Genomic DNA, 19,706 nt, shown 5'->3' on the forward strand with positions numbered 1-19,706 from the left:
ATCCCCAAAAGCCGGATCTTCAGCTGGAAGGTTTCGGGGGCAGAATGCATCCATAATTCTTGCCAGAATTACCATCAAAACGCAATTGCCCCACGCTTTGGGGTGCTCTCCGCGTCAGAGATGAAGGATCGATCGGTGGGCGGTGCTGAAAGAACGTCTCGCCGGTGAGGTGCTGATAGTAAGGGTTTTCAACCCAGCGGGCGACCACCGCCTCGTCAGAGAGTCGATAGGCGTGCTGGAGATATAACAGCCCCGCAACCAATCTGGGCGGCGTCGCTGGGCGACCTTTGGCTGATGGAAAGAACCCCGACCATTCCCGCTTGAACACGTCCCAGTCAATCAGGGCGGTGAGCTTGACCAACGCATGGCGCAGATCAATCAGATCAACCAAGCGCGGACGCAGAAGGTCATCCTGTTCAGGCGGGAGCGAACGATGCTTCATGGGCAAGACCAAAGTTGCAGGGTTTACAAAGAGATTCTATAAAACCCTGCAGGGAAAAGCCAGAAAAAGTGACTGTTTATCGCATTAAATCAACGGCATAATGGTTGTTCAGGTTGAACTGATTAACTGATGAACTTGGGCGAGCACGGTGTTTTTGCTGATGCCGAGATCGCGTGCGATCCATCGGTATGACCGGCCCTCTGCCACAGCCTGAACGACTTTTGGCGCGAGCTTGTCAGATTTCGGCCTCTGACCCTTTTGGCGACCGAGCTTCTTTCCGCGTGCCCTTGCAGCGGCGAGTCCGGATTTGACCCTCTCGCTAAGGAGGTCGCGTTCAAACTGGGCGATCCCGGCCAGCATGGTGGCCATCATCCGGCCATGCGGCGTGTCCAGTTCGAATGTCATGCCACTCATGGCCACGACGGACACTTTCCAACCGGCGAGGCCGGAACGTAACCGTGACAAGACCAACTTTCAGCTATATCTCACTCAAATATCGTTATGCGCACTCAAGGCCAACAGCTGTGCGGCTGGTACACAAATGGATTCACCGAGCCAGTTGATCTTTTCTAAAAAGATCTTTTCTGTATAAGGTGACATATGATCGGATACCGCATCTAAAACGTCACTTCGAAATAGCATTGCATCTGTGAAGAATCCATTTACAGAAACAATATTTTCATAACTTAAAATGTAATTTGGCAAAAGTGAACGCCAGAGCGAGTTTAACTTGCGCGCTCTCTTCGGAAAAACTATGCGGCCTGCTGCGTTTCGTAGAACAGCCCCAATCGCGGCAGCATCAGGTCTTTCTCGTGCAGCACGGTAAAGTGCATCAATAGAGCCCCATGAAATCTTAGAGCCTGCTTTTAAGAATAGCACATATGGAGAATCATTCATCGCCAGGCAAGATTTTAAGCAATCGCAAGCGATATACTCATTAGATCCCGTGTGAGTTTCGCTAATGTTTGATTTTTTGGTGGGGGCATATTTGTATGTAAATACCGAGCTGTGAGCAACACTAGGCATGCCAGTTTTCTTCAAAAAACTAGTCGTTTTATCTAGATCCGCAGCAAAATCAGAACACGCAATGATGATGCTAAATCCATACACAGTATCAAAGGAGGAGTTCTCTTGAATCACGTTATTAATGTGTTTGTCCTTCACAATATCTCCAAACTATTAATTAGCTTTGATAGCTGCAAGCTTCATGATAATTTCGTGGTATGCGGCCTGAGCAAGCATTTCCGCCAAGCGATTTAAGGCGTGGTCCCTGCTGGCTTCATTGATCATATCTCCAACGATACTGGTTGATGATGTAAAAGAAGTGTTAGAAGATACTTGGCCAGACGTTATAAGGGATCCTGATCTTAAATCAGTCAGGTTATATGACATATGCGCATTTATAACGATGTTTCGATCCCCAAGCTCTCTTTCCGCTAGAGAAATTGAATATTTCATGTTTATAGTAGCATCGCTTGCTTGAGGAAATTTCCGCTGCATTTGAGGCAGAAATTTGAATCCTATCTCGCTAGTAGGATCTGCTAACCGAATTTCGTGGAGCGCTTTCCCAACTTGGCTCCCCTCTTTATAAACTGGGCTAAAGCCGCATGCCGTTAATCCGGCAACGGCTATGGATATAATTAAGACCCATAGCTTGTTCACATTGTTTCCTTGTGTGTTTAGGATCTTTTTTGTCTGCACTGAATCTCAAGATGCTTGTCGTCGGTTAGTAGATCAAGAAGATGTTTTCCATAGGTCGACTTGGAAACAACTTTGGCGCTCTGTTCTAACTGTTCACGTGATATCCAATTGGATCTATATGCTATTTCTTCTTGGCAGCCAACCTGAAGCCCTTGCCGCGCTTGGAGTGTTCGAGCGAAGTTTCCTGCATCGAGAAGGCTTCCATGGGTACCGGTGTCAAGCCATGCATAACCTCTTCCCATCTGGCGTACCTTGAGAGCACCGTCATTCAGGTAGGATTGAAGAAGGTCAACGATCTCAACCTCCCCCCGCACGGATGGTTTAATATTTCGCGCACGATCTGGAGCCGTGCCGTCAACGAAGTAAAGGCCAGTAATAGCATAGTTTGACGTGGGAGAAACAGGCTTTTCTACGATTTCGGTGACTTGGTTGTCGTTGCCAAAGGCCACCACGCCATAGCGTTTAGGGTCGCTGACGCGATAGGCGAAGACGGTGCTGCCCTGTTCTTGCTCGTCGGCAGATTTCAAAATTTCGGGTAGACCGTGGCCAAAAAAGCTGTTGTCACCCAGCACAAGGATGGAGGGTGCTCCGGCCAGAAAATCCTCATCAGGCCCGTTGGAGCCTCTCCCCCGACAAAGAGAGTTATTGTCAAATCTGGTGTTTGAGTGTTTTGGGTCATGCCGCGATCTGGCTGGGTTTGGTGGTTGCAATTCCGTCTTTGAGCGTAACGCCTGTGATGACTTTGGCGAGGTAGTCAAAGCCGCGTAGCTTTCTCCAGTTTTGTTCGGCGCATTGGCCAGCTTCATCACCTCGCGCAGCTCCATCGCGTCGATATCACCCAGCTCAAACACCGTCACTGCCCCGGGCCAACCTTCACAATGGTCAGGCAGCGATCGAAGACCTTGTCATCGATCTGGAAGTTGTCGAGACGGACTATGCCAGCATCAAGGCACTTCGGAAGGCGGCGTCCGAGTTCGAGACCTACATCGCCAACAACGCCTTGATGATCCCGAACTATGCGGAAAGACGACGGTACGGTGAACGCGTTTCAACCGGCTTTGTCGAAAGCACCGTCAACACCGTTGTTGGAAAGCGCTTCGGCAAGCGGCAGCAAATGCGCTGGTCAAAACGAGGCGCGCACCTCATGCTGCAAACCCGAACCAGAGCCCTCGATGGCACCCTGCGCGCCAAGTTCGAGCAATGGCATCCGGCGTTGAAACCTTCGTCCGAAACCGAAATGGCTGCATGATTGCCCACACTTTACGGTACTCTCCTTGATGCGCCACTGCGCGATCTTCATGCTTTGATGTTGGAGGGCAAAGCGCCAAGCTATGGCGGGATGTATGACGATGCTTTGCGCGATGTTGTGGCCAAGATGTATAAAGGCGATCTTGGGTTGGTACGCGATAAATGCAGTGCTGAGCCTATCCTATTTTCTTGAAAGGGGAGAGCATCCTGTCTTTTGTGTAACTAGGATCTGGTCAATACTTCCTGAGAGGAGCAAGGAACAGCTGAAGGGCTGCGAGCGGCCTGATGCTTCTCGCAACAACAGTGTCTTCGATCCGGTTGATAAATTCTCAATTCTCAGTGGCAATTAACATGTCGCGGCCTCCAGCATCGAATTGCCGTCCGCCATTTCGCGGATTCGGTGTTCATACCTGCCCCGAGAGATGGCACCAACTTTCAACCCAAAGTTTCGCAACAGCCCACGCATAGACACTTCTTGGGAGAGGCGCTGAAAGCCGAGGCTGATACCTTTGTCGCCAGTTTTGCCGCTGAGCACCTCGAGGATGGCCGCCAACGGATTGTTCGGCATGGATTGGGCCCTGAACGGCAGATCCAGACTGGGATTACTGCTCTGGACGTCCCGCGGCTCAAGGTGCGTGTGACCGGATGGCACCTGACGTTCGAATGCCGCGAAATTTAAAGCCTGTGTTGCAGCGACCCGTTGAAACCGTACCACTTACCGTTCCATCACCCATTCTGGAACTGCGTCTCATAAAGCTTTTTAAACTTGCCGCCTTTTGCAAGAAGCTCTTGCAGCGTGCCTTGTTCCTTCACTTCGCCCGCCTCTATGTAGCAAATTTTGTCGGCTTCCAGCACGGTTGCCAACCTGTGTGCGATGACGATCGTGGTCACGCCCGCGCTGACCCGTGCCAGTGCATCACGGATATATGCCTCTGACTGGCTGTCGAGCGCGCTTGTTGCTTCATCCAGCAATAGAATTGGCGCGTGGCGCAAGACAGCCCGCGTGATCGAGAGCCGTTGACGCTGCCCACCAGATAGAAACGCGCCATTTTCCCCGATATGGGTTTGATAGCCGCCGGGCAGCGCTTCAATAAAGTCATGGGCGTGGGCAACACGCGCGGCGTCAAACACCTCTTCATCCGTGGCATTCGGGCGGGCAACGCGCAGGTTTTCCATGACTGTGTTGGAAAACAGGAATGTATCTTGCCCCACAAAGGCAATTTTTTCACGCAGCGAGGCAAAGGTCGCTTGCCGGATATCACTGCCATCGATGCACACCACGCCTTCTGAGGGATCATACAGCCGCAAGAGCAAGTTCAGGATGGTCGATTTACCCCCGCCGGATGGGCCGACCAGTGCAGTTGTCTGCCCAGCCTCAAACGTCAGGTCAAGATCGTGGATGACGGGGGCGCCGTTCGCATAGCCAAAGGATACATTGTTAAGCGTCACCTTGCCCGGCCCGACGGTCAATTTCTGCGCGTCAGGGGCTTCGGTAAGGGTCAAGGGCATGTCCAGCAAGTCATACATCATGCGAACCCCGACCATACCGGCTTCGATTGTGACGCGCATCCGTGACAGGCGCTTTGCCGGTTCATACGCCATCAGAAAGGCCGTCACGAAAGACATCAACTGCCCTGGTGTACCCACTGACTGCCCTGCAAAACTGGTGCTGCTGAGCAAAACAATCGCGGCGATGGCGGCACCTGTCAAAGTATCCATCAGTGGTGACGTGGCTGATTCAAGCCGCACCATCTTGTTAGAGCGTTTTTCGACGTCTCGCACCGCCGAAGCCATACGCCTTTGCATGACCTCTTCTAGCGCAAAGGCTTTGATAACCCGTGCGCCGGTAGAGGTTTCCTGCACAACCTTGATGATTTCGGCCAGCCCAGCCATTTCCTGCGCCATAATCGCACGGACCTTGGTCAGGATCATGCGCACACCAAGAACCGCCGCGGGCCCAACCACAAGGCTGATCAGCGACAAAAAGGGTTGCTGATAGAACATGACAGCGACCAAGCCAATCAGCGTCAGAAGATCGCGCACAAAGCCTGTGACCACAACGTCAATCACATTGCGCGCCATTTGCGCGCTTTGCGTGACCCGCAGCAGCAAGTCCGAAGATTCAGTCGTGTTGAAAAAGGCGATACCTTGGCCAAGCAGACGCTTGAACAGCGACGTTTGCTTTTCTGCGACAATCCGGTTGCCGGCCCGCGCCATCAACACAGTTTGTGCAAAGCTGGCAAAACCTTTCGCCGTGAAGATAAGAAAGACGCTGGTCGCGACCCAGTAAATACGCCGCTTATTCTCGGCATCTGTCATAGCGTCGACAATCTCGCCCATGACCCAAGCGGATAATGCCGTAGTGGATGCGACCAGAACCATTGCGGCGATTGCCGCGGCATATTTGCCTTTGTGTTCGGGTAAGCTTTCCGTCAGCAAGCGCCAAAGAAGACTGTCAGCCGTCGCGCGCCTGAACAGGTTAAAGCGTCTGTTTGTAGTGTTCATATGTATTAGCCTTACTACACTTGACAGCAGTCCGCTCATGCTAGGCCGACCCGTGCATCTGAACCGTCGCTATAATATCAGATCCACAATTCTCACTGATCCCACGCTGTTCGATACCCCAAGCGGATGACCTGTTCAACCATCGTGCTATTCTAGACCTGTCGCGGGTCATAGAAGCCGCGTGTGGATGCCCCTTTAAATGCAAGACGTTTTTTCAGATTGCTTAGACCAAGCAATAAGAGGTGGTCCCGCTTTTTCGAGCAGATCGCAATCCTTTTAACGGTGAAACAGAGTTTCCTCTCAGGCGGCCATTTTTATTGATTTGAATGGCCTCATTTGGGGTCAAGATGCCGTGGGGTGAATGGGGCCATACGGCATTGTAATAGGCCAGGCTGTGTTACTGTCGCTCATTTTTGTACTTTTTACTGCGCATAGTCCCGTTACCAGCCACGCAGAGCGTTCTTGGTGAGAAAACCGAATGCGCAAATCGTTACCCGAGCACGCTTGCCGAGTTTGATATACACTTAAACTGCGCGTATGCGCTCTTCTTAGCTAAACATGAACTATCTCCAAGATTGTCCAACGTTTCGTCCGCACCCCCACCCGCTCATTTCTAAGTGGAAATCAACACCCTATATTCAAACAGATCAAATGGGTCTGCAATCCTCGGTTGGCCCGGGATCCAGTCCCGTTCACGCGTTAAGATGAAAAATTCGCGACAGAACTCAGTTGCGCCTTTAGTTTTACCAAATGGGCTGTAACCAAATCAGCGGCCTCGGTTGCCGTTGCGGCCTCGGCATAGCAGCGGCATTCCGGTGCGTTGCCCGAAGGCCGCAAATGTACCACCGCGCCCGAGGCAAATCGTATGCGCAACCCATCGGTCAGGTCCAGCTCGGCTTCTGGCCCCATCGTATCAAAGAACGCGGCGCGGGCGACGGGGTTGCTGATCAGATCGGCGATAAAGGCGCCGGATTTTTTGCTTGGCACCTCTGCCACGCGGTCGGCGGCGGTAAACACCGGTGGCAAGGTCGCCACCAATTTGGCAAGGCTGATCCCGCGTGCCTTGGCATCAGCCAAGGGGGCGAGCAGTGGCAACAAGCAGTCACGCGTGGCCAAAGGGGCAATTGGCCCTGCCGGTCCTTGCGCCTCAAACCCCAGCAGAAAACCGCCATTTCCCTCATAGCCAACAACAGTGGCTGCAGGGCTGGCTGCCAGTACCGCTTCCATCGCAGCAATCACAAAAGGTGATCCGATGCGCGTGCGTTCAATCGTACCAAACATCGGCATATCAGCAATCATCGAATTTGAAGACACCGGTGTACATATCACCCGCGCGCCCAGCATCGCCGCCGTCAGCGCGCCCAACACATCGCCGGGGACAATCTGGCCAGTGGCATCTGCCATCATCGGGCGGTCAGCGTCACCATCGGTTGAAATCAGCGCATCCAGTTTGTTTTCCGCACACCATGTGGCCAGTTTGCTGCGGGTGTCGGGATCTACCGCCTCGGTATCAACCGGGATAAAAATATCAGACCGTGCCAACGATACTGGCGTGCCGCCCAAGGCCGCAACCGCCTGCCCCAAGATGTCACGGGCGACCGAACTATGTTCATAAATGCCAATTGTCAGCCCTTGCAAGGCGGCAGGGCCAAAGCCGGTGACATAACGGTCAATATAGGTTTGCGCCGTGTTATAGATGATTTCGACAGGAATGGGGCTGGCCACAGCCTCCCATGTGCCACCCAGACGCGCGTTAATCGCGGCCTCATCCTCTTTGGACACTTCACCGCCCGGAACATAAAACTTTAGCCCGTTGCGGTCGGCGGGAATATGGCTGCCGGTAATCATAATGGCCCCATGGCCAGATCCCATCGACCCCAGCGCCAGCGCAGGCGTTGGCACAGCCCCAACCTGAATAGTGCGCAAACCTGCGGCCTGAACAGCCGCGATTACCAGTTGAGCAATAGCGGGCGAGGACGGGCGCAGATCCCAGCCCACATGCACCGCCCCACCATGCGGGCAGGCAGCCAGAAAGGCGCGGGTGTAATCGGTGATCAGGGTGGGGGTCAGTTCGGTGACAAGACCGCGCAAGCCACTGGTGCCAAATTTGGGGGGCATGAAAATCTCTGAGCCTAAAGGAACACATTTACAGCCAAAATGGACTGCGTGTGATTGGACCGCAACGGCTTTTTTGCATAAATGGGCTGATGGGATTCACTGTATGAAGCGAGCGTGCTAGGAGTGAATTCCGGTAGGGGCAGGATGGTATCATAAGGCGGTAACGGGTTATTTTATCCACCTGTACTCTCCTGCGAGAAGGCTATTCGCCGGTCCGAGAGGCGAAATGTGCGGCAAAAGCTCATGAGAACAATCCAGACCGGCATGTCTTTGTGCCGCGACTGCCTTGTCCGAGATATTTTGTATTCCCGTGGACCTGGAAAACGCGCTTTGCCAAGTCGATACCGATGATGGTAACTTCGGACATGGATGCTCCTTCCTCTTGTGATGCTTTCAGCACTTATTACTTTGGCACATTACGATGCCGTCAGGAGGGGGCATCCCCGCCATCAACAGAGCCCCCTGCGGCTGTCATCTGATAAAGAAGCGTCTCGTGAAGCGTCTGGTCGAAACTAAAAGCCGGTTTCCACCCCGAGTCACGCATCAGCGATTTAACACATCCGACAATGCGGGGAAGATCGCTCGGGCGTTGACGGGACGGGTCAAGATCGACGGAAATTTCAAGCGCAGAGAGCTGAATGAGACGGTCAAGCATCTCTCGCATGCTAACGGCGTGACCGGAGGCTATATTATAAATTGAGCCGGAACGAAGATCTGTGGTGCGGGAAATCAAGGTTGCATAAGCCGCCGCCACGTCCCGCACATCCAAGAAATCACGTTCGGCGTCAAGATTGCCTACCTGCATAACGGGAGGCTGCAGGCCTGCCTTAATCCGCGCAATCTGGGCGGCAAAGGCAGGTACTACAAAATCTTCAGTTTGTCCTGGACCGGTATGATTGAACGGCCGCAGTCTAAGGCATTTCAACCCTTCGCCTGCCAAAACTCCCATAGCCAAATCACCGGCTGCTTTGGTGACAGCGTATATATCCATAGGGTCCAAAAGTGCCTGCTCATCTACGGGTTTACCGTCCAGCGCGGTGCGCCCGTAGATCAAGCCGGAACTAACGTGAAACAGCCAGCAATCGGGCGCCTCTTGCAACAACATGCGGCCAAGGCGATCCGGTGCCAGTGCATGCAATTCCCATGCCAGCGCCGGATTGCGGCGCGCTTCAATCGGGGCCGCAATCCCAACCAGATTGATGATATGAGTTGGCTTCTCACGCTGGACGACCGCAGCCACCGCATTGGTGTCACGGATATCTAACGCAAGCGCCCCAGCATCCACTGGCGTGCGCGTGGTATTGATAATCCGTGCCCCATCTCCGAACCGTGCAACGAGTGCAGTACGCAGATGGGTGCCGACGAAGCCGCCGCCACCCAGTACAAGAATGCACGGTTGGTCCTTCATCTGATCAGCGTTTCTGCTGAAGCGCTACACGCTCCAGATCCGCCTCAAGCATCTCGGAAACGAGTTGTTCCAGCGTACATTCCGCTTCCCAGCCAAGCTTGGCACGCGCCTTGGATGCATCGCCATGCAGAACATCCACTTCAGCAGGGCGCATATAACGCGGATCGATCACCACGTGATCCTCCATGCGTAAACCGGCAAGCGTAAATGTCATCTGACAAAAGTCCCGAACGGATGTGGTCCGACCGGTTGCGATGACATAGTCATCCGCTTTTTCCTGCTGCAACATCAACCACATACCACGCACAAAATCACGTGCATGACCCCAATCACGGGTCGCATCCAGGTTGCCGAGTGCAAGTTCATTTGTCAGGCCAAGCTTGATGCGCGCCACACCATCCGTGATTTTACGCGTTACAAACTCGATGCCCCGCAATGGCGATTCATGGTTGAACAGAATACCCGAAGACGCGTGCAGCCCAAAGCTTTCGCGGTAGTTTACCGTCATCCAATGTGCATAAAGCTTTGCCACGGCATAAGGCGAACGAGGGTAGAACGGTGTTTTTTCCGACTGGATAGGTTCTTGGATAAGACCGTACATTTCAGAAGAAGACGCCTGATAGTAGCGCGCTTCAGGCGCCTCCAAGCGAACGGCTTCCAACATGTTGTGCGCGCCCAATGCCGTGACCGAACCGGTCAGCAACGGCTGTTGCCAGGACGATTTTACAAATGACTGCGCACCAAGGTTATAAACCTCATCCGGCTTCACATCGCGCAAAATGCGGATTAGACATGACAGATCCGTAAGGTTGCCATCGTGGACCTGAATATCGCCCGCGATCCCCAACCACCGCAAGCGGGCGTCGATCACGTCGGCAGAGGCGCTGCGACGGACGAGGCCGTGTACCTCATACCCTTTAGACAGCAAAAGCTGTGCAAGATAAGCGCCATCTTGCCCCGTCAAGCCGGTGATCAATGCACGTTTGGTCATTTCGTATCCCTTGTCTTTAAATCGCGCGACATTTTTATGCCAAACACGAAGATTTAGATCTTTCCCGTGGCAGGTTTTTGCGAGCAAAAGCGCCAGTTAGTCTTGTTCCGCCGACACGCGACGTAAGCTTAGCGTCGTAAAATGGTAAAGAGCCGTTTTGCAGGCTCTTACTCATATTTAACCTTTAGCACCCTGTCCGCGCGCGTAGACATCATCATAGCGGGTGATGTCGTCTTCGCCAAGATATGCCCCCGTCTGAACCTCAATTAGCACCATCGGGAGGCGCCCGGGGTTTTCGAGGCGGTGACGCTCTCCTAGCGGGATGTAGATTGACTGGTTTTCCGTCAACAGGCGCACGTCATCGCCCACCGTGACGCGGGCTGTGCCCGAGACAACGGTCCAGTGCTCGGATCTGTGTAGGTGGCTTTGCAAAGATAAGGCCGCGCCTGGCCGAACGACAATGCGTTTAACCTGAAAACGATCGCCTAGAGCCAGCGTCTCGAAATGGCCCCAAGGACGATGGTCATGCAAAAAGGTTTCAGCCTGCCGCGCCGCTTTGGCGCGCAATGCGTCAACCGCAACTTTAACCTCTTGTCCGCGAGACCGATCCGCCACCAGAACGGCATCGTTCATGGCGACCACGACCAGATCACGCAAGCCAATGCCGACCAGTTCAAGCCCTTCACTGTCCGAACGCAGCAAGGAGTCATGGCAGTCAAGCGCCGTCACGCTTCCAGACTGCGCCACTCCCTGATCGTCACAGCCCATTTCATGGGCTACGGCGTCCCAGCTGCCCAGATCATTCCAGCCTTGGTCATAGGGCAGAACGGACAAGCGGTCCGAATGTTCCATAACGGCATAATCGATAGAGATAGACGCAACCTGCGCCCAAGGTTCAGCCGCCAGACGCAGAAAGCCCATGTCTTCTTGGGCTTGCTCTACAGAAGCGGTCACATGCGCCAGAAGATCGGGGGCGTGTGTTTTGAATGCTTCGATGATCGTCCGCGCGGAAAAGAGAAAAATGCCAGAGTTCCACAGGAAACCACCTGATTGCCACATACGATCGGCGGTTTGGGCATCCGGTTTTTCGACAAAGCGCTGTAGCGGCAAGGTTGGGCCCGGACCCGTGGCGGCTATTTCAAGCCAGCCATAGCCGGTTTCTGGTGCCGTCGGTGTAATGCCAAAGGTCACAATTCGGCCATCCCGCACGGCATCCAGCCCTGAAAGGGCGGCGGCGCGGAAAGCCTCTGGTTTTGGGATCGCGTGGTCAGAAGGGGCAACCAGCAAGATTGCCTCTGGGTCAGATCGACTAAGGGTCAGGGCTGCGGCAAGAATTGCCGGTGCGGTATTGCGCGCTTCCGGCTCGATCAGAATGGGTCCAGGCTTTAATCCGGCCTCTGCCAGCTGTTCTGTTACAACAAACCGGAAATCCGCACCCGTCACCACCAGTGGCGGGTGAAACTCGACGCCCGACAGCATCCGCGCCGAAGCGACAAACAAACTCTCGGCCCCTGTAAGAGACGAAAACTGTTTTGGAAAAGCCTTGCGCGACAATGGCCAGAGGCGTGTACCGGCTCCGCCACAAAGAATGACTGGGTGAATCATAATGTGTTACCTATTTCAAATTATGTGGCATCGTTTGTGAGGGGCCCTTTGTACTCATAGTGCGACACTTATTTATGGGCCAGGCATCAACGTATGCGCCGTTATGTGAAGATGTGAAACGGTTGTTTCCAAGTCTGGCGGCCCTAAAAAGTCTCCCTTTCCATGATACGCCAAGATCCTTGGATAGCTTTATATCTGGGGTCTGAGATGCAATATTTCGATGTGAAGGTCAATGGAGCCTAAATGGGCCTGTCCCGTGGCGGGCCTGGTTCTGTCAAAGAATGGCTTTATCCCTCACGGTCGCTTTGATCATATCGTCTGCGACATCGGCCCATGTACGCAGCCGCGTTGCCCGAATGCAGGCCTCCAGGGCCTCGCGCTGGCTGGGGTCGACGATCAGATCGTGGCAGGCTTGCATGATCGATTGAGGCGACAGAGGATCACAATAGCGCACCAGATCGCCCCCCACTTCGGGCAATGAGCTGTTATTTGAGACTACAGCCGTCTTGCCATAGCTTAGGCTTTCGCCGACGGGCAGGCCCCAGCCTTCGTAATGGCTGGCGAGGATTGTAAAGGAACAGTTCTGATACAGCAGGGCAAGTTCGGCATCGCTGGGGGCCTCGATCAAAGAGATAAAACCGTCAAGCTGGCCCGTATTGACCATCAACCGGTTAAAATCATCGTTCATCCAGCCTGATCGTCCCGCAAACACCAGCTTTGGCATCTGGTTGATCGGCACTGTTTTGCGCAGCAAATCCCAGGCCAGCGCGATACGCCAGTTATTCTTGCGTGTTTCCAAGGTGCCAACACACAGCACATAGGGCATTTGCAGCAAGGATCGGATCGCATCCTTGACCCCGACCAATTCCAGCACCCGAGGATAGGCCTCGGCATTCACCCGTTCGGCCAACGGCCCCTTGGCTTGCACCACCGGCGCGGCCGTAACCATGTTCTGGGCCAAGGGTATTAGGGAAACCGGCCGCGAGACGTTATGGGCCTTTTGAAACGCTTCCAAGTCGGTCTTGGTGGCTTGAGAACACGCCAGATATCCGGTTGTGAAATCGAGGCTCGACAAGAGCCAGTCATAAAGCTGCATCGAGGCCCCTTCTGTCACTAACTCCGGCCGCACAATTGGGATCAGATCATAGACCATGACATGCACCGAAAGCCCATTCTCATGCGCTTTTTTGAAATGAGGTATTGAACGCGCCAGTGCCCAAGAACAATCCAGCAAGATCAGATGATCCCCTTTGCTTGCCAAGCTTGCAAATTCGGTTCCAGCTATGGCCTTTCCTGTCTGGCGTTTGGCGCGCAAGTAACTTTTCCAATCCGCAATGGTCACATTGCGCTGGCGGAAAAAGGTGTTGTTGCGCAGGAGCGCGTTCAAATGAAAGCGTGCCAGATGGAAGCTATATTTCTTGCGGTTGCTGGCATAACCACGCAACGGCGGGAAAACCGCGTCCTCGTCGACATCCATCCCCAAGACTGAACGAAACTTCCGAGCATCGATAAGCGTCTCTGTCTCAATGGATCGCATCGAGATTGCGCGATAGCGCAGTTTGCGCGTGTCGTAGAGAGATAGAAACACATGCTCGGCCCCGACCCGATTAACGGTTTCAGCGATCATCATCACTGCGGCTCGTTGAATGCCTGAATAGGTGTCGGACCGTCTAAGATGCCAAGCCAACCTCGTGATGTCGAAGAAGATGTTCTGCATGGCTCTACCTGAACTGGATATCGTGTTGGGTCTTGTGCTTAGAATATTGGCCATTCCATGAATGCCAAGAGGGGTCAAGGTATCCTATGGAACGCGACTCTTTCATTTCAACAACAAAGGCCTTTTGGCTTCTTGAAGCAAATCAGATAATAATAGTCTTTACTGCCTTACCCGTGAAAAAACGAAAGCACATATGCCCAAACGCCAGATAGTGATTACCCTGACAGCGATTCCGCCTCGTTTTGCCAATCTTGGAGCAAAATTTGCCTCTATCGCCAAGCAGAGCGTTCGGCCCGATCGGGTGCAGCTGACCTTGCCAAAGCACTACCGCCGGTTTCCAGGCGAGCGCCCTGCCCTACCGCCTTTGCCTGATTGGGTAGAGATCCATGAAACTGAGGTCGATTACGGCCCTGCTACCAAAATTCTTCCTGCGGCGCAGCGATGGGCGGGCAGTGATACGGATCTTTTGGTCTGCGACGATGACCGGTTGCAAGATCCCGACTGGGTGGCCCGCTTTCGCCGCACCCGCGCCAAGCGTTCTGATGACATCCTGTGCGAACGGGGATGGAACATCGCTGATAGATTTGACATGTCACAGGAAAGTCCGGTCCTGCCACGGGCGCGCCAAGAACCGCGCGGGGGGCGAACGCTGGCCTATCGGTTGCGGCGCGCGTTCAGCTTTGGCCTGTCGCATCCACCGCGGCGTCTTTATGAAGCCGCCGGTTATGTCGACGTCTTTGAAGGATTTTTGGGGGCTTTGATTCCTGTTTCAGCCATTCCAGAAGCGGCTTTCGACATTCCGGATGTGATATGGACCGTCGATGACGTCTGGATTTCGGGTATGGCCGCTCAGAATGGTACCCATGTCTGGGTGCATGACGAAGCGCGCCCCGTCTATTCCGATGGCCATTTTGACCGTGTAGCGGCCTTGCGTCAGCATGTCGAACAGGGTGTTGGTCGTGGTGGTGCCGACCGTTTGGGTGTAGAGTATCTGCGCCAACATCATGGAGTGTGGAAATGAGCGAAACACCTGTCATCTTGACGATGAAATGGGGGACATTGTTTTCCTCAGACTACGTTAATGTGCTTCACAATGCTTGCCGTGCAGCGTCCCACCGCCCGTTTCGCTTTGTCTGCCTAACCGACGATGCGACGGGCCTGCTGCCTGAAATCGAAAGTTTGCCACTGCCCGATTGCGGCCTTGCCCCGAGCGATTGGTATAGGCCCGGTGTTTGGCCAAAGATCGCCCTATACCACCGCGATTTGGCGGGGTTGCGGGGGCGTGCGCTGTTCATAGATCTGGACATGATGGTGCTGCGCGACCTTGACGATTTTTTCGACTGTCCGGCGCCTTTTGTGACAACAGACATGGGACAGTCTTGGCGCCCCGAGGGAGGAAGCCAGCCACCCGAGGCGGGTACGTGTCTTTTCGCCTTCGATTTGGGAAAAGAAGGGCAGATATTTGATGCCTTTACCTCCGATCCCGCAGTGGCTATGGGACAATTTCACAATGAGCAGGATTTTGTCGGGGCATATGCGTCCTCAATGGACTATTGGCCGCGTGGTTGGGTCATCAGTTTCAAGCGCTGGCTGCGCCAACCTATAGGGCTTGATCTTGTGCTTGCCCCTAAGGCCCCACCGGCCTCGACGAAGGTGGTGGCCTTTCACGGCGACCCACGTCCTGCAGCGCTGCTGCGGGGTGGTGTCAATTTCTGGGATCGCTTTCCGCACTTAGGTAATGGTCGCGTATCTTGGGTGGCTGATTACTGGACTAGTTTTGGCGGCCGGCTGCCTTGAAGGCCTGCGTTTTCTGCCTCACCTGAAAACAATTAGCGCAGCCGATCAATAAACTATTTACAGAAAACCATCCTAAACGAGTGGGAACCTCCGGGCGTCAAAGTCCAGACATGCTTCGCGTGATAAAACATGGTAGGTTTCCGGTCTGGGAGACGATCGACATATAGCGGTGGCGGTAGGCCACGCAAAGACGTCAGCTCAAACGTCCGCGTCAAAAACTTCTAGCGATCTAAGGTAAGTCTCTATAGGTCATTGTTGTAAAGACAAATGAAACGTGGGGCTATGACTGATACCTTCTATCGTGACTTTGAGGCTAAATTTCGTGGTGATCCTTCACTTATTCGTAAGCGGTTGCGCGTTTATGAACCGTTCTTGACGCCTCTAGCCGTGCAAGATGAAGAGACGTTGGCGCTTGATCTGGGGTGTGGACGTGGGGAGTGGCTCGAAACTCTTGCCGATTACGGTCTAAACGCGCGCGGCGTTGACCTTGACGAAGGCATGCTTGATGTGGCGCGGACCAGAGGTCTGACCGTTGACAGAATGGATGCCTTGACCGCATTGAAGATGGTTCCAGACTCGACACTCACATTGGTTTCTGCTTTTCATCTGATTGAACATCTGCCCTTTAATATGGTGCGTGAAATAGCGGCAGAGGCCCGTCGCGCTTTACGTCCTGGCGGCATCTTGATCTTTGAAACGCCAAACCCGGAAAATCCAGTCGTTGGACTTGTAAATTTCCATCTTGACCCGACGCATATCAAACCTCTGCCGCCAGCTTTAACAAGCTTCGTGGCCGAGAATTCAGGGTTCTCCCGCAACCTGATCCTAAGGCTTCAAGGCGCCGACCCACAGGAAGAAACGGCCGCCCATCTCGGCAGCATACTTACAGATGTTTCTTTTGACTACGCTGTCGTTGCGCAGGTTGACGGGCCAAAGGCGCGTGATCTAGATGCTGCCTTCGCGCTCCATCTTGGCGTGGATCTTTACAGTTGCGTGCAAAAATTTGACGAAGCCTCCGCGGCCCGTATTGCTAATGTTTCGCAGAACCTGACATCGCAGCACGATGAGCTAACAAGCTTGCGCCAAAACCTGACATCGCAGCGCCACGATCTAACAAACCTGCAACAAGAACTGATGGTCCTGCGTCAACAGTTTGAACGTAACTGGCTGGAACGCCTTCTGTTCCGGCGTTCTAACGGACGCCCGAAGCGCGCTCTCCGACGGATGCTTTTTCACAAGAGTGGAAAACCAAGAGGCATTTTCCGCAATTGGATTTTTAAATCTGATGGGCGCCCACGTCGTGCTTTCCGGCAGTGGATGAATGGCCCTGATTACTTGGCATTGTCTTGGCCCGCTGGTCAGAAATTGTCTCCTGTGCTTGAGCCCGACGAAAACATTCTTGCCTTCAAACCCCATCGTCCCCGCCCTGCGGATCTTCCGGAAAATGTTATGACAATTGAAGAGCTGGTCACTCGGGCCGACCGTTCTTCCGTAGACGGAGTTTGACCATGGCATGGAACCAAAATGTAGCAGAGCCAGGGTCAATTTTTGTCAGTTCCCTGCTGGATGAGGAACGGCTGCCGTTTCAAGATCCAGAACTTGTCTTTGGGCAGACGCATTATTCGTGGAAGCTAATCACGCGGCTATATTCCGAAGGCTTGGTGCGGGCAGGGCTGTCACCTAAACATATTGCTCGCCCCGAAATCTATCAGGCCTCCGCAGCCAAGGCCGTTTTGGGCATTGGGCCGCGCGATCTTCACATTGCGGTCAAGCCTGTTGAACATCTTCGCCCCTTTTATGGATTGCCAAACCTATTTGTCTGCGGCTGGGAGTTCCCTGAGTTTTTCTCGGGCACTGATGGATTTCCTCCTTTTTTCAATCAACTGGCCGTGCTGGGCCGCGCAGATAGTATCATGTGCTGGACCGATTTCACGCGGGATAACCTGCACGCAGCGGGCCTCTCACAGGCCGTGACATTGCCGCCGCCGATTCTTCCTATCCCCCCACAAGGCGATAGCGACGTTCTGGCCATGCCGACAGTTTTTCTGGCTAGTGAAAATATCTCTAATCAGCCTACTGTTATTACCTTCGGACAAGCTATGGAAAGCAGCCCGCAGTGTGTTCTACTGGCCGTTCTCAACCCGTTCGATAAGCGCAAGCGGATAGATAAGCTCCTGGAAGGTGCCCGGTTGGCGCGTGCCGCAGGGCAAAAATTCTTGCTTGTGATCAAATTGGTGATTGATGGAAAAGGAACATCAATTGGAAACATCAACGAGATACTCCGCAACATATACAACTATCACGAAACAAGCGATTCCGTGTTATTCTGTGCCGGGAACCTCGATGAACCCTCAATGGCGGCTCTTCGTGCTCGATCTGATTTTCATATTAGCGCCCCTTCTGCAGAAGGCCTTAATCTTCCGTTAGTGGAATCCGCGCTTCAAGACATCCCAATCATCACAACACGCAATACAGCAATGGCAAGCTATCTTGGCCCTGAAGATGCTGTATGGATAGACTGTATTGCCGAAGCGGCGGGGGGCGGCGTTAATGCCTTCGCAGAACACGCCAGTTTCACACATTTTCCAGCAGGCCCTCAGGCAATCTCTACAGCAATTTGTACGGCACTGTCTCTTGCTCCGGATGAACAACGTGCGCTTGCCAGACGCGGCCGTAAGGCCGTCGAGGCACGGTTTGGCCAAGCACGGTTTGAAACAGACTTCAGCGCTCTCGTACATAAGGTTATAGCATGATCGGCACCGGCCCCCGCATCCCTTGGGTGATAGATGCAAGTCCGCTTTGGGAAAAGCAATATACCGGCATATCAAATGTTACCTACGAAATCGTTCGCCGAGCGGTTACTGAGCCCGATAAAGAGGTTCACATTATTGCCGTAGATCGAATTGTCCCCCGCGAACTTGTAGATAAATGTATCGCAGACCGGAGCGGTAAAGCGCTTCAAGCGGCTTGTGCCAAGCTACCTAAAGCCGCCAATATCATGGACAAACTTCGCGCAGAGGGACCACTCGACGGCACCATTGGACTTTATCTTAATAAGCGCCCACTCTACAAATTGTACGATTGGGAGGCCATGATGTTCTACGACTTCTCACCTCTTCTGACACCAGAATGCCATACGTCTCAAACGATAGAATACCATAATATTGGCATCTCCAAGCAGGTTTCCCTCTGTGACCATATGTTTTCTATCTCAGAATCGACTGCACGCGACCTTGGATGGATTTTTGATGTTTCTAGCGACAAAATCACTGTTTGCCTGTTGGGTCATACCGCAGACGATAGTGCCCAGAAAGCGGCTAATGACCTGATAGGCTCGATGAATGTCGAACCCTTCCTTCTGATGTTAGGGACCATTGAGCCCCGCAAGAATATTGGATTGATCCTAAATTGGCTCGCCACGTATCCTGATGTGCTGCGCACGCATCGCGTGGTCTTTGCCGGTCGGCAAGGCTGGGGTCCAAGCCTTCAATCTCAAATCCAGCAATGGGGGCTGGAACACGCGGCTCATTCCGGCAGGATCGTTTATATGGACTATATTAGCGAAGCGCGGAAAGATGCGCTGTTGGCTGGAGCATCTGCGCTGCTTTATCCATCCCTATTCGAAGGGTTCGGCCTTCCAGTCCTAGAGGCCATGGGCTTCAGTTTGCCCGTTTTGTCAACCGTTTCCACATCTCTGCCTGAAGTAATGGGTGACGCCGGATACTATTTTGACCCCTACTCAAGCGCCACGCTGGATGCCGCGTTCCGCAACTATTTGTGGGACGCAAAAACTGGACACTTGCAGAAAGTCATTAAAGACGCTCGTGCGCGAGCAGATACGTTTGACTATAATAAAACCTATAAATTGGTGCGTGACAGGCTTACAGACGCGGCGCTGGCCATGTCCAAAAGTCAGAACCAAATTGGCGGATAAGATGTAAGGCTAATACGGCCATTCTTCGAAATGATGCTGTGTTTTTAACGCAAGTTTGCAGCTTGGTTTATCTGTATTGACCTGACCCAAAGTTTCCTCCAACTTTGCGCGGATTCCATGATGCCCTCACTAAAGCGTTTCGGGGAAAACTTGAATCGGGGGATTCCCATGGGGTCGTATTTGTGATTCATCCTGTATGGGAGGATCGGTCATGTCAGCACCTTTGCCATCGGCGCTTCG

15 protein-coding genes and 5 pseudogenes are annotated in these 19,706 nt (G+C 53.3%); 8 read left to right on the forward strand and 12 right to left on the reverse strand.

What is annotated here, in order from left to right:
• Positions 1-109: 109 nt before the first annotated feature.
• The 5 genes and pseudogenes from EGN72_RS01185 to EGN72_RS01205 all read right to left on the reverse strand — a co-directional run.
• Positions 110-442 (reverse strand): annotated as a pseudogene (locus tag EGN72_RS01185) (transposase); the annotation flags it as partial.
• A gap of 108 nt (positions 443-550) precedes the next feature.
• Positions 551-913, reverse strand: coding sequence for a recombinase family protein (locus EGN72_RS01190; RefSeq protein WP_370323138.1), 363 nt, complete (start codon positions 911-913; stop codon positions 551-553).
• An 18-nt stretch (positions 914-931) separates the two neighbouring features.
• Positions 932-1,606, reverse strand: a complete 675-nt coding sequence (locus EGN72_RS01195; RefSeq protein WP_127044829.1) for a hypothetical protein — start codon at positions 1,604-1,606, stop codon at positions 932-934.
• A gap of 15 nt (positions 1,607-1,621) precedes the next feature.
• On the reverse strand, positions 1,622-2,104 hold the full coding sequence (locus tag EGN72_RS01200; protein WP_127044830.1) for a hypothetical protein: 483 nt from the start codon (positions 2,102-2,104) through the stop codon (positions 1,622-1,624).
• Between the two features lie 17 nt (positions 2,105-2,121).
• Positions 2,122-2,748, reverse strand: a pseudogene (locus tag EGN72_RS01205) (sugar nucleotidyltransferase); the annotation flags it as partial.
• Positions 2,749-3,035: 287 nt separating this feature from the next.
• Here EGN72_RS01205 and EGN72_RS01210 point away from each other — a divergent pair.
• Both EGN72_RS01210 and EGN72_RS01215 read left to right on the forward strand, forming a co-directional pair.
• A pseudogene (locus EGN72_RS01210) lies at positions 3,036-3,392 on the forward strand (ISKra4 family transposase); the annotation flags it as partial.
• Positions 3,393-3,584, forward strand: coding sequence for a hypothetical protein (locus tag EGN72_RS01215; protein ID WP_127044831.1), 192 nt, complete (start codon positions 3,393-3,395; stop codon positions 3,582-3,584). It abuts the pseudogene before it with no gap.
• A 168-nt stretch (positions 3,585-3,752) separates the two neighbouring features.
• Here EGN72_RS01215 and EGN72_RS01220 read toward each other — a convergent pair.
• Positions 3,753-3,866: pseudogene (locus tag EGN72_RS01220) on the reverse strand (IS110 family transposase); the annotation flags it as partial.
• On the opposite strand from EGN72_RS01220, the pseudogene EGN72_RS01225 reads away from it, so the two are divergent.
• Positions 3,858-4,043, forward strand: a pseudogene (locus EGN72_RS01225) (IS256 family transposase); the annotation flags it as partial. The pseudogenes EGN72_RS01220 and EGN72_RS01225 sit on opposite strands and share 9 nt — an antisense overlap.
• Positions 4,044-4,117: 74 nt before the next feature.
• On the opposite strand, the gene EGN72_RS01230 reads toward EGN72_RS01225, so the two are convergent.
• The 6 genes from EGN72_RS01230 to EGN72_RS01255 form a co-directional block, all read right to left on the reverse strand.
• Positions 4,118-5,896, reverse strand: coding sequence for an ABC transporter ATP-binding protein (locus tag EGN72_RS01230; RefSeq protein ID WP_127044832.1), 1,779 nt, complete (start codon positions 5,894-5,896; stop codon positions 4,118-4,120).
• A gap of 699 nt (positions 5,897-6,595) precedes the next feature.
• Positions 6,596-8,014: a phosphomannomutase gene (locus EGN72_RS01235; RefSeq protein ID WP_127044833.1), complete on the reverse strand. Its 1,419-nt coding sequence runs from the start codon at positions 8,012-8,014 to the stop codon at positions 6,596-6,598.
• A gap of 427 nt (positions 8,015-8,441) precedes the next feature.
• Positions 8,442-9,422, reverse strand: coding sequence for a GDP-mannose 4,6-dehydratase (locus EGN72_RS01240; RefSeq protein WP_127044834.1), 981 nt, complete (start codon positions 9,420-9,422; stop codon positions 8,442-8,444).
• A gap of 4 nt (positions 9,423-9,426) precedes the next feature.
• Complete coding sequence (gmd, locus tag EGN72_RS01245) at positions 9,427-10,413, reverse strand: GDP-mannose 4,6-dehydratase (protein ID WP_127044835.1); 987 nt, start codon at positions 10,411-10,413, stop codon at positions 9,427-9,429.
• Positions 10,414-10,590: 177 nt separating this feature from the next.
• Positions 10,591-12,018: a mannose-1-phosphate guanylyltransferase/mannose-6-phosphate isomerase gene (locus EGN72_RS01250; RefSeq protein WP_127044836.1), complete on the reverse strand. Its 1,428-nt coding sequence runs from the start codon at positions 12,016-12,018 to the stop codon at positions 10,591-10,593.
• Positions 12,019-12,292: 274 nt separating this feature from the next.
• Positions 12,293-13,789, reverse strand: coding sequence for a glycosyltransferase family 1 protein (locus tag EGN72_RS01255; RefSeq protein WP_127044837.1), 1,497 nt, complete (start codon positions 13,787-13,789; stop codon positions 12,293-12,295).
• 139 nt (positions 13,790-13,928) lie between these two features.
• Here EGN72_RS01255 and EGN72_RS01260 point away from each other — a divergent pair, with 139 nt between their 5' ends.
• The 5 genes from EGN72_RS01260 (at position 13,929) to EGN72_RS01280 (ending at position 19,466) form a co-directional block, all read left to right on the forward strand.
• Complete coding sequence (locus EGN72_RS01260) at positions 13,929-14,756, forward strand: glycosyltransferase family 2 protein (RefSeq protein ID WP_127044838.1); 828 nt, start codon at positions 13,929-13,931, stop codon at positions 14,754-14,756.
• Positions 14,753-15,532 carry a hypothetical protein gene (locus EGN72_RS01265; RefSeq protein WP_127044839.1) on the forward strand — a complete coding sequence of 260 codons (780 nt, stop codon included), beginning with the start codon at positions 14,753-14,755 and terminating at the stop codon, positions 15,530-15,532. Before EGN72_RS01260 ends, EGN72_RS01265 begins: the two co-directional genes overlap by 4 nt.
• A gap of 282 nt (positions 15,533-15,814) precedes the next feature.
• Positions 15,815-17,038 (forward strand): bifunctional 2-polyprenyl-6-hydroxyphenol methylase/3-demethylubiquinol 3-O-methyltransferase UbiG, encoded by a 1,224-nt coding sequence (locus EGN72_RS01270; protein WP_158623107.1) that lies wholly within the window; start codon positions 15,815-15,817, stop codon positions 17,036-17,038.
• A 2-nt stretch (positions 17,039-17,040) separates the two neighbouring features.
• Positions 17,041-18,285, forward strand: a complete 1,245-nt coding sequence (locus tag EGN72_RS01275; protein ID WP_127044841.1) for a glycosyltransferase — start codon at positions 17,041-17,043, stop codon at positions 18,283-18,285.
• Entirely contained in the window at positions 18,282-19,466 is a 1,185-nt protein-coding gene (locus EGN72_RS01280) for a glycosyltransferase family 1 protein (protein ID WP_127044842.1), read from the forward strand. The genes EGN72_RS01275 and EGN72_RS01280 overlap by 4 nt, the downstream gene beginning before the upstream one ends.
• Positions 19,467-19,706 lie beyond the last annotated feature (240 nt).

This window comes from Pseudorhodobacter sp. E13 (assembly GCF_003991405.1).
Classification (GTDB): Bacteria; Pseudomonadota; Alphaproteobacteria; order Rhodobacterales; family Rhodobacteraceae; genus Pseudorhodobacter.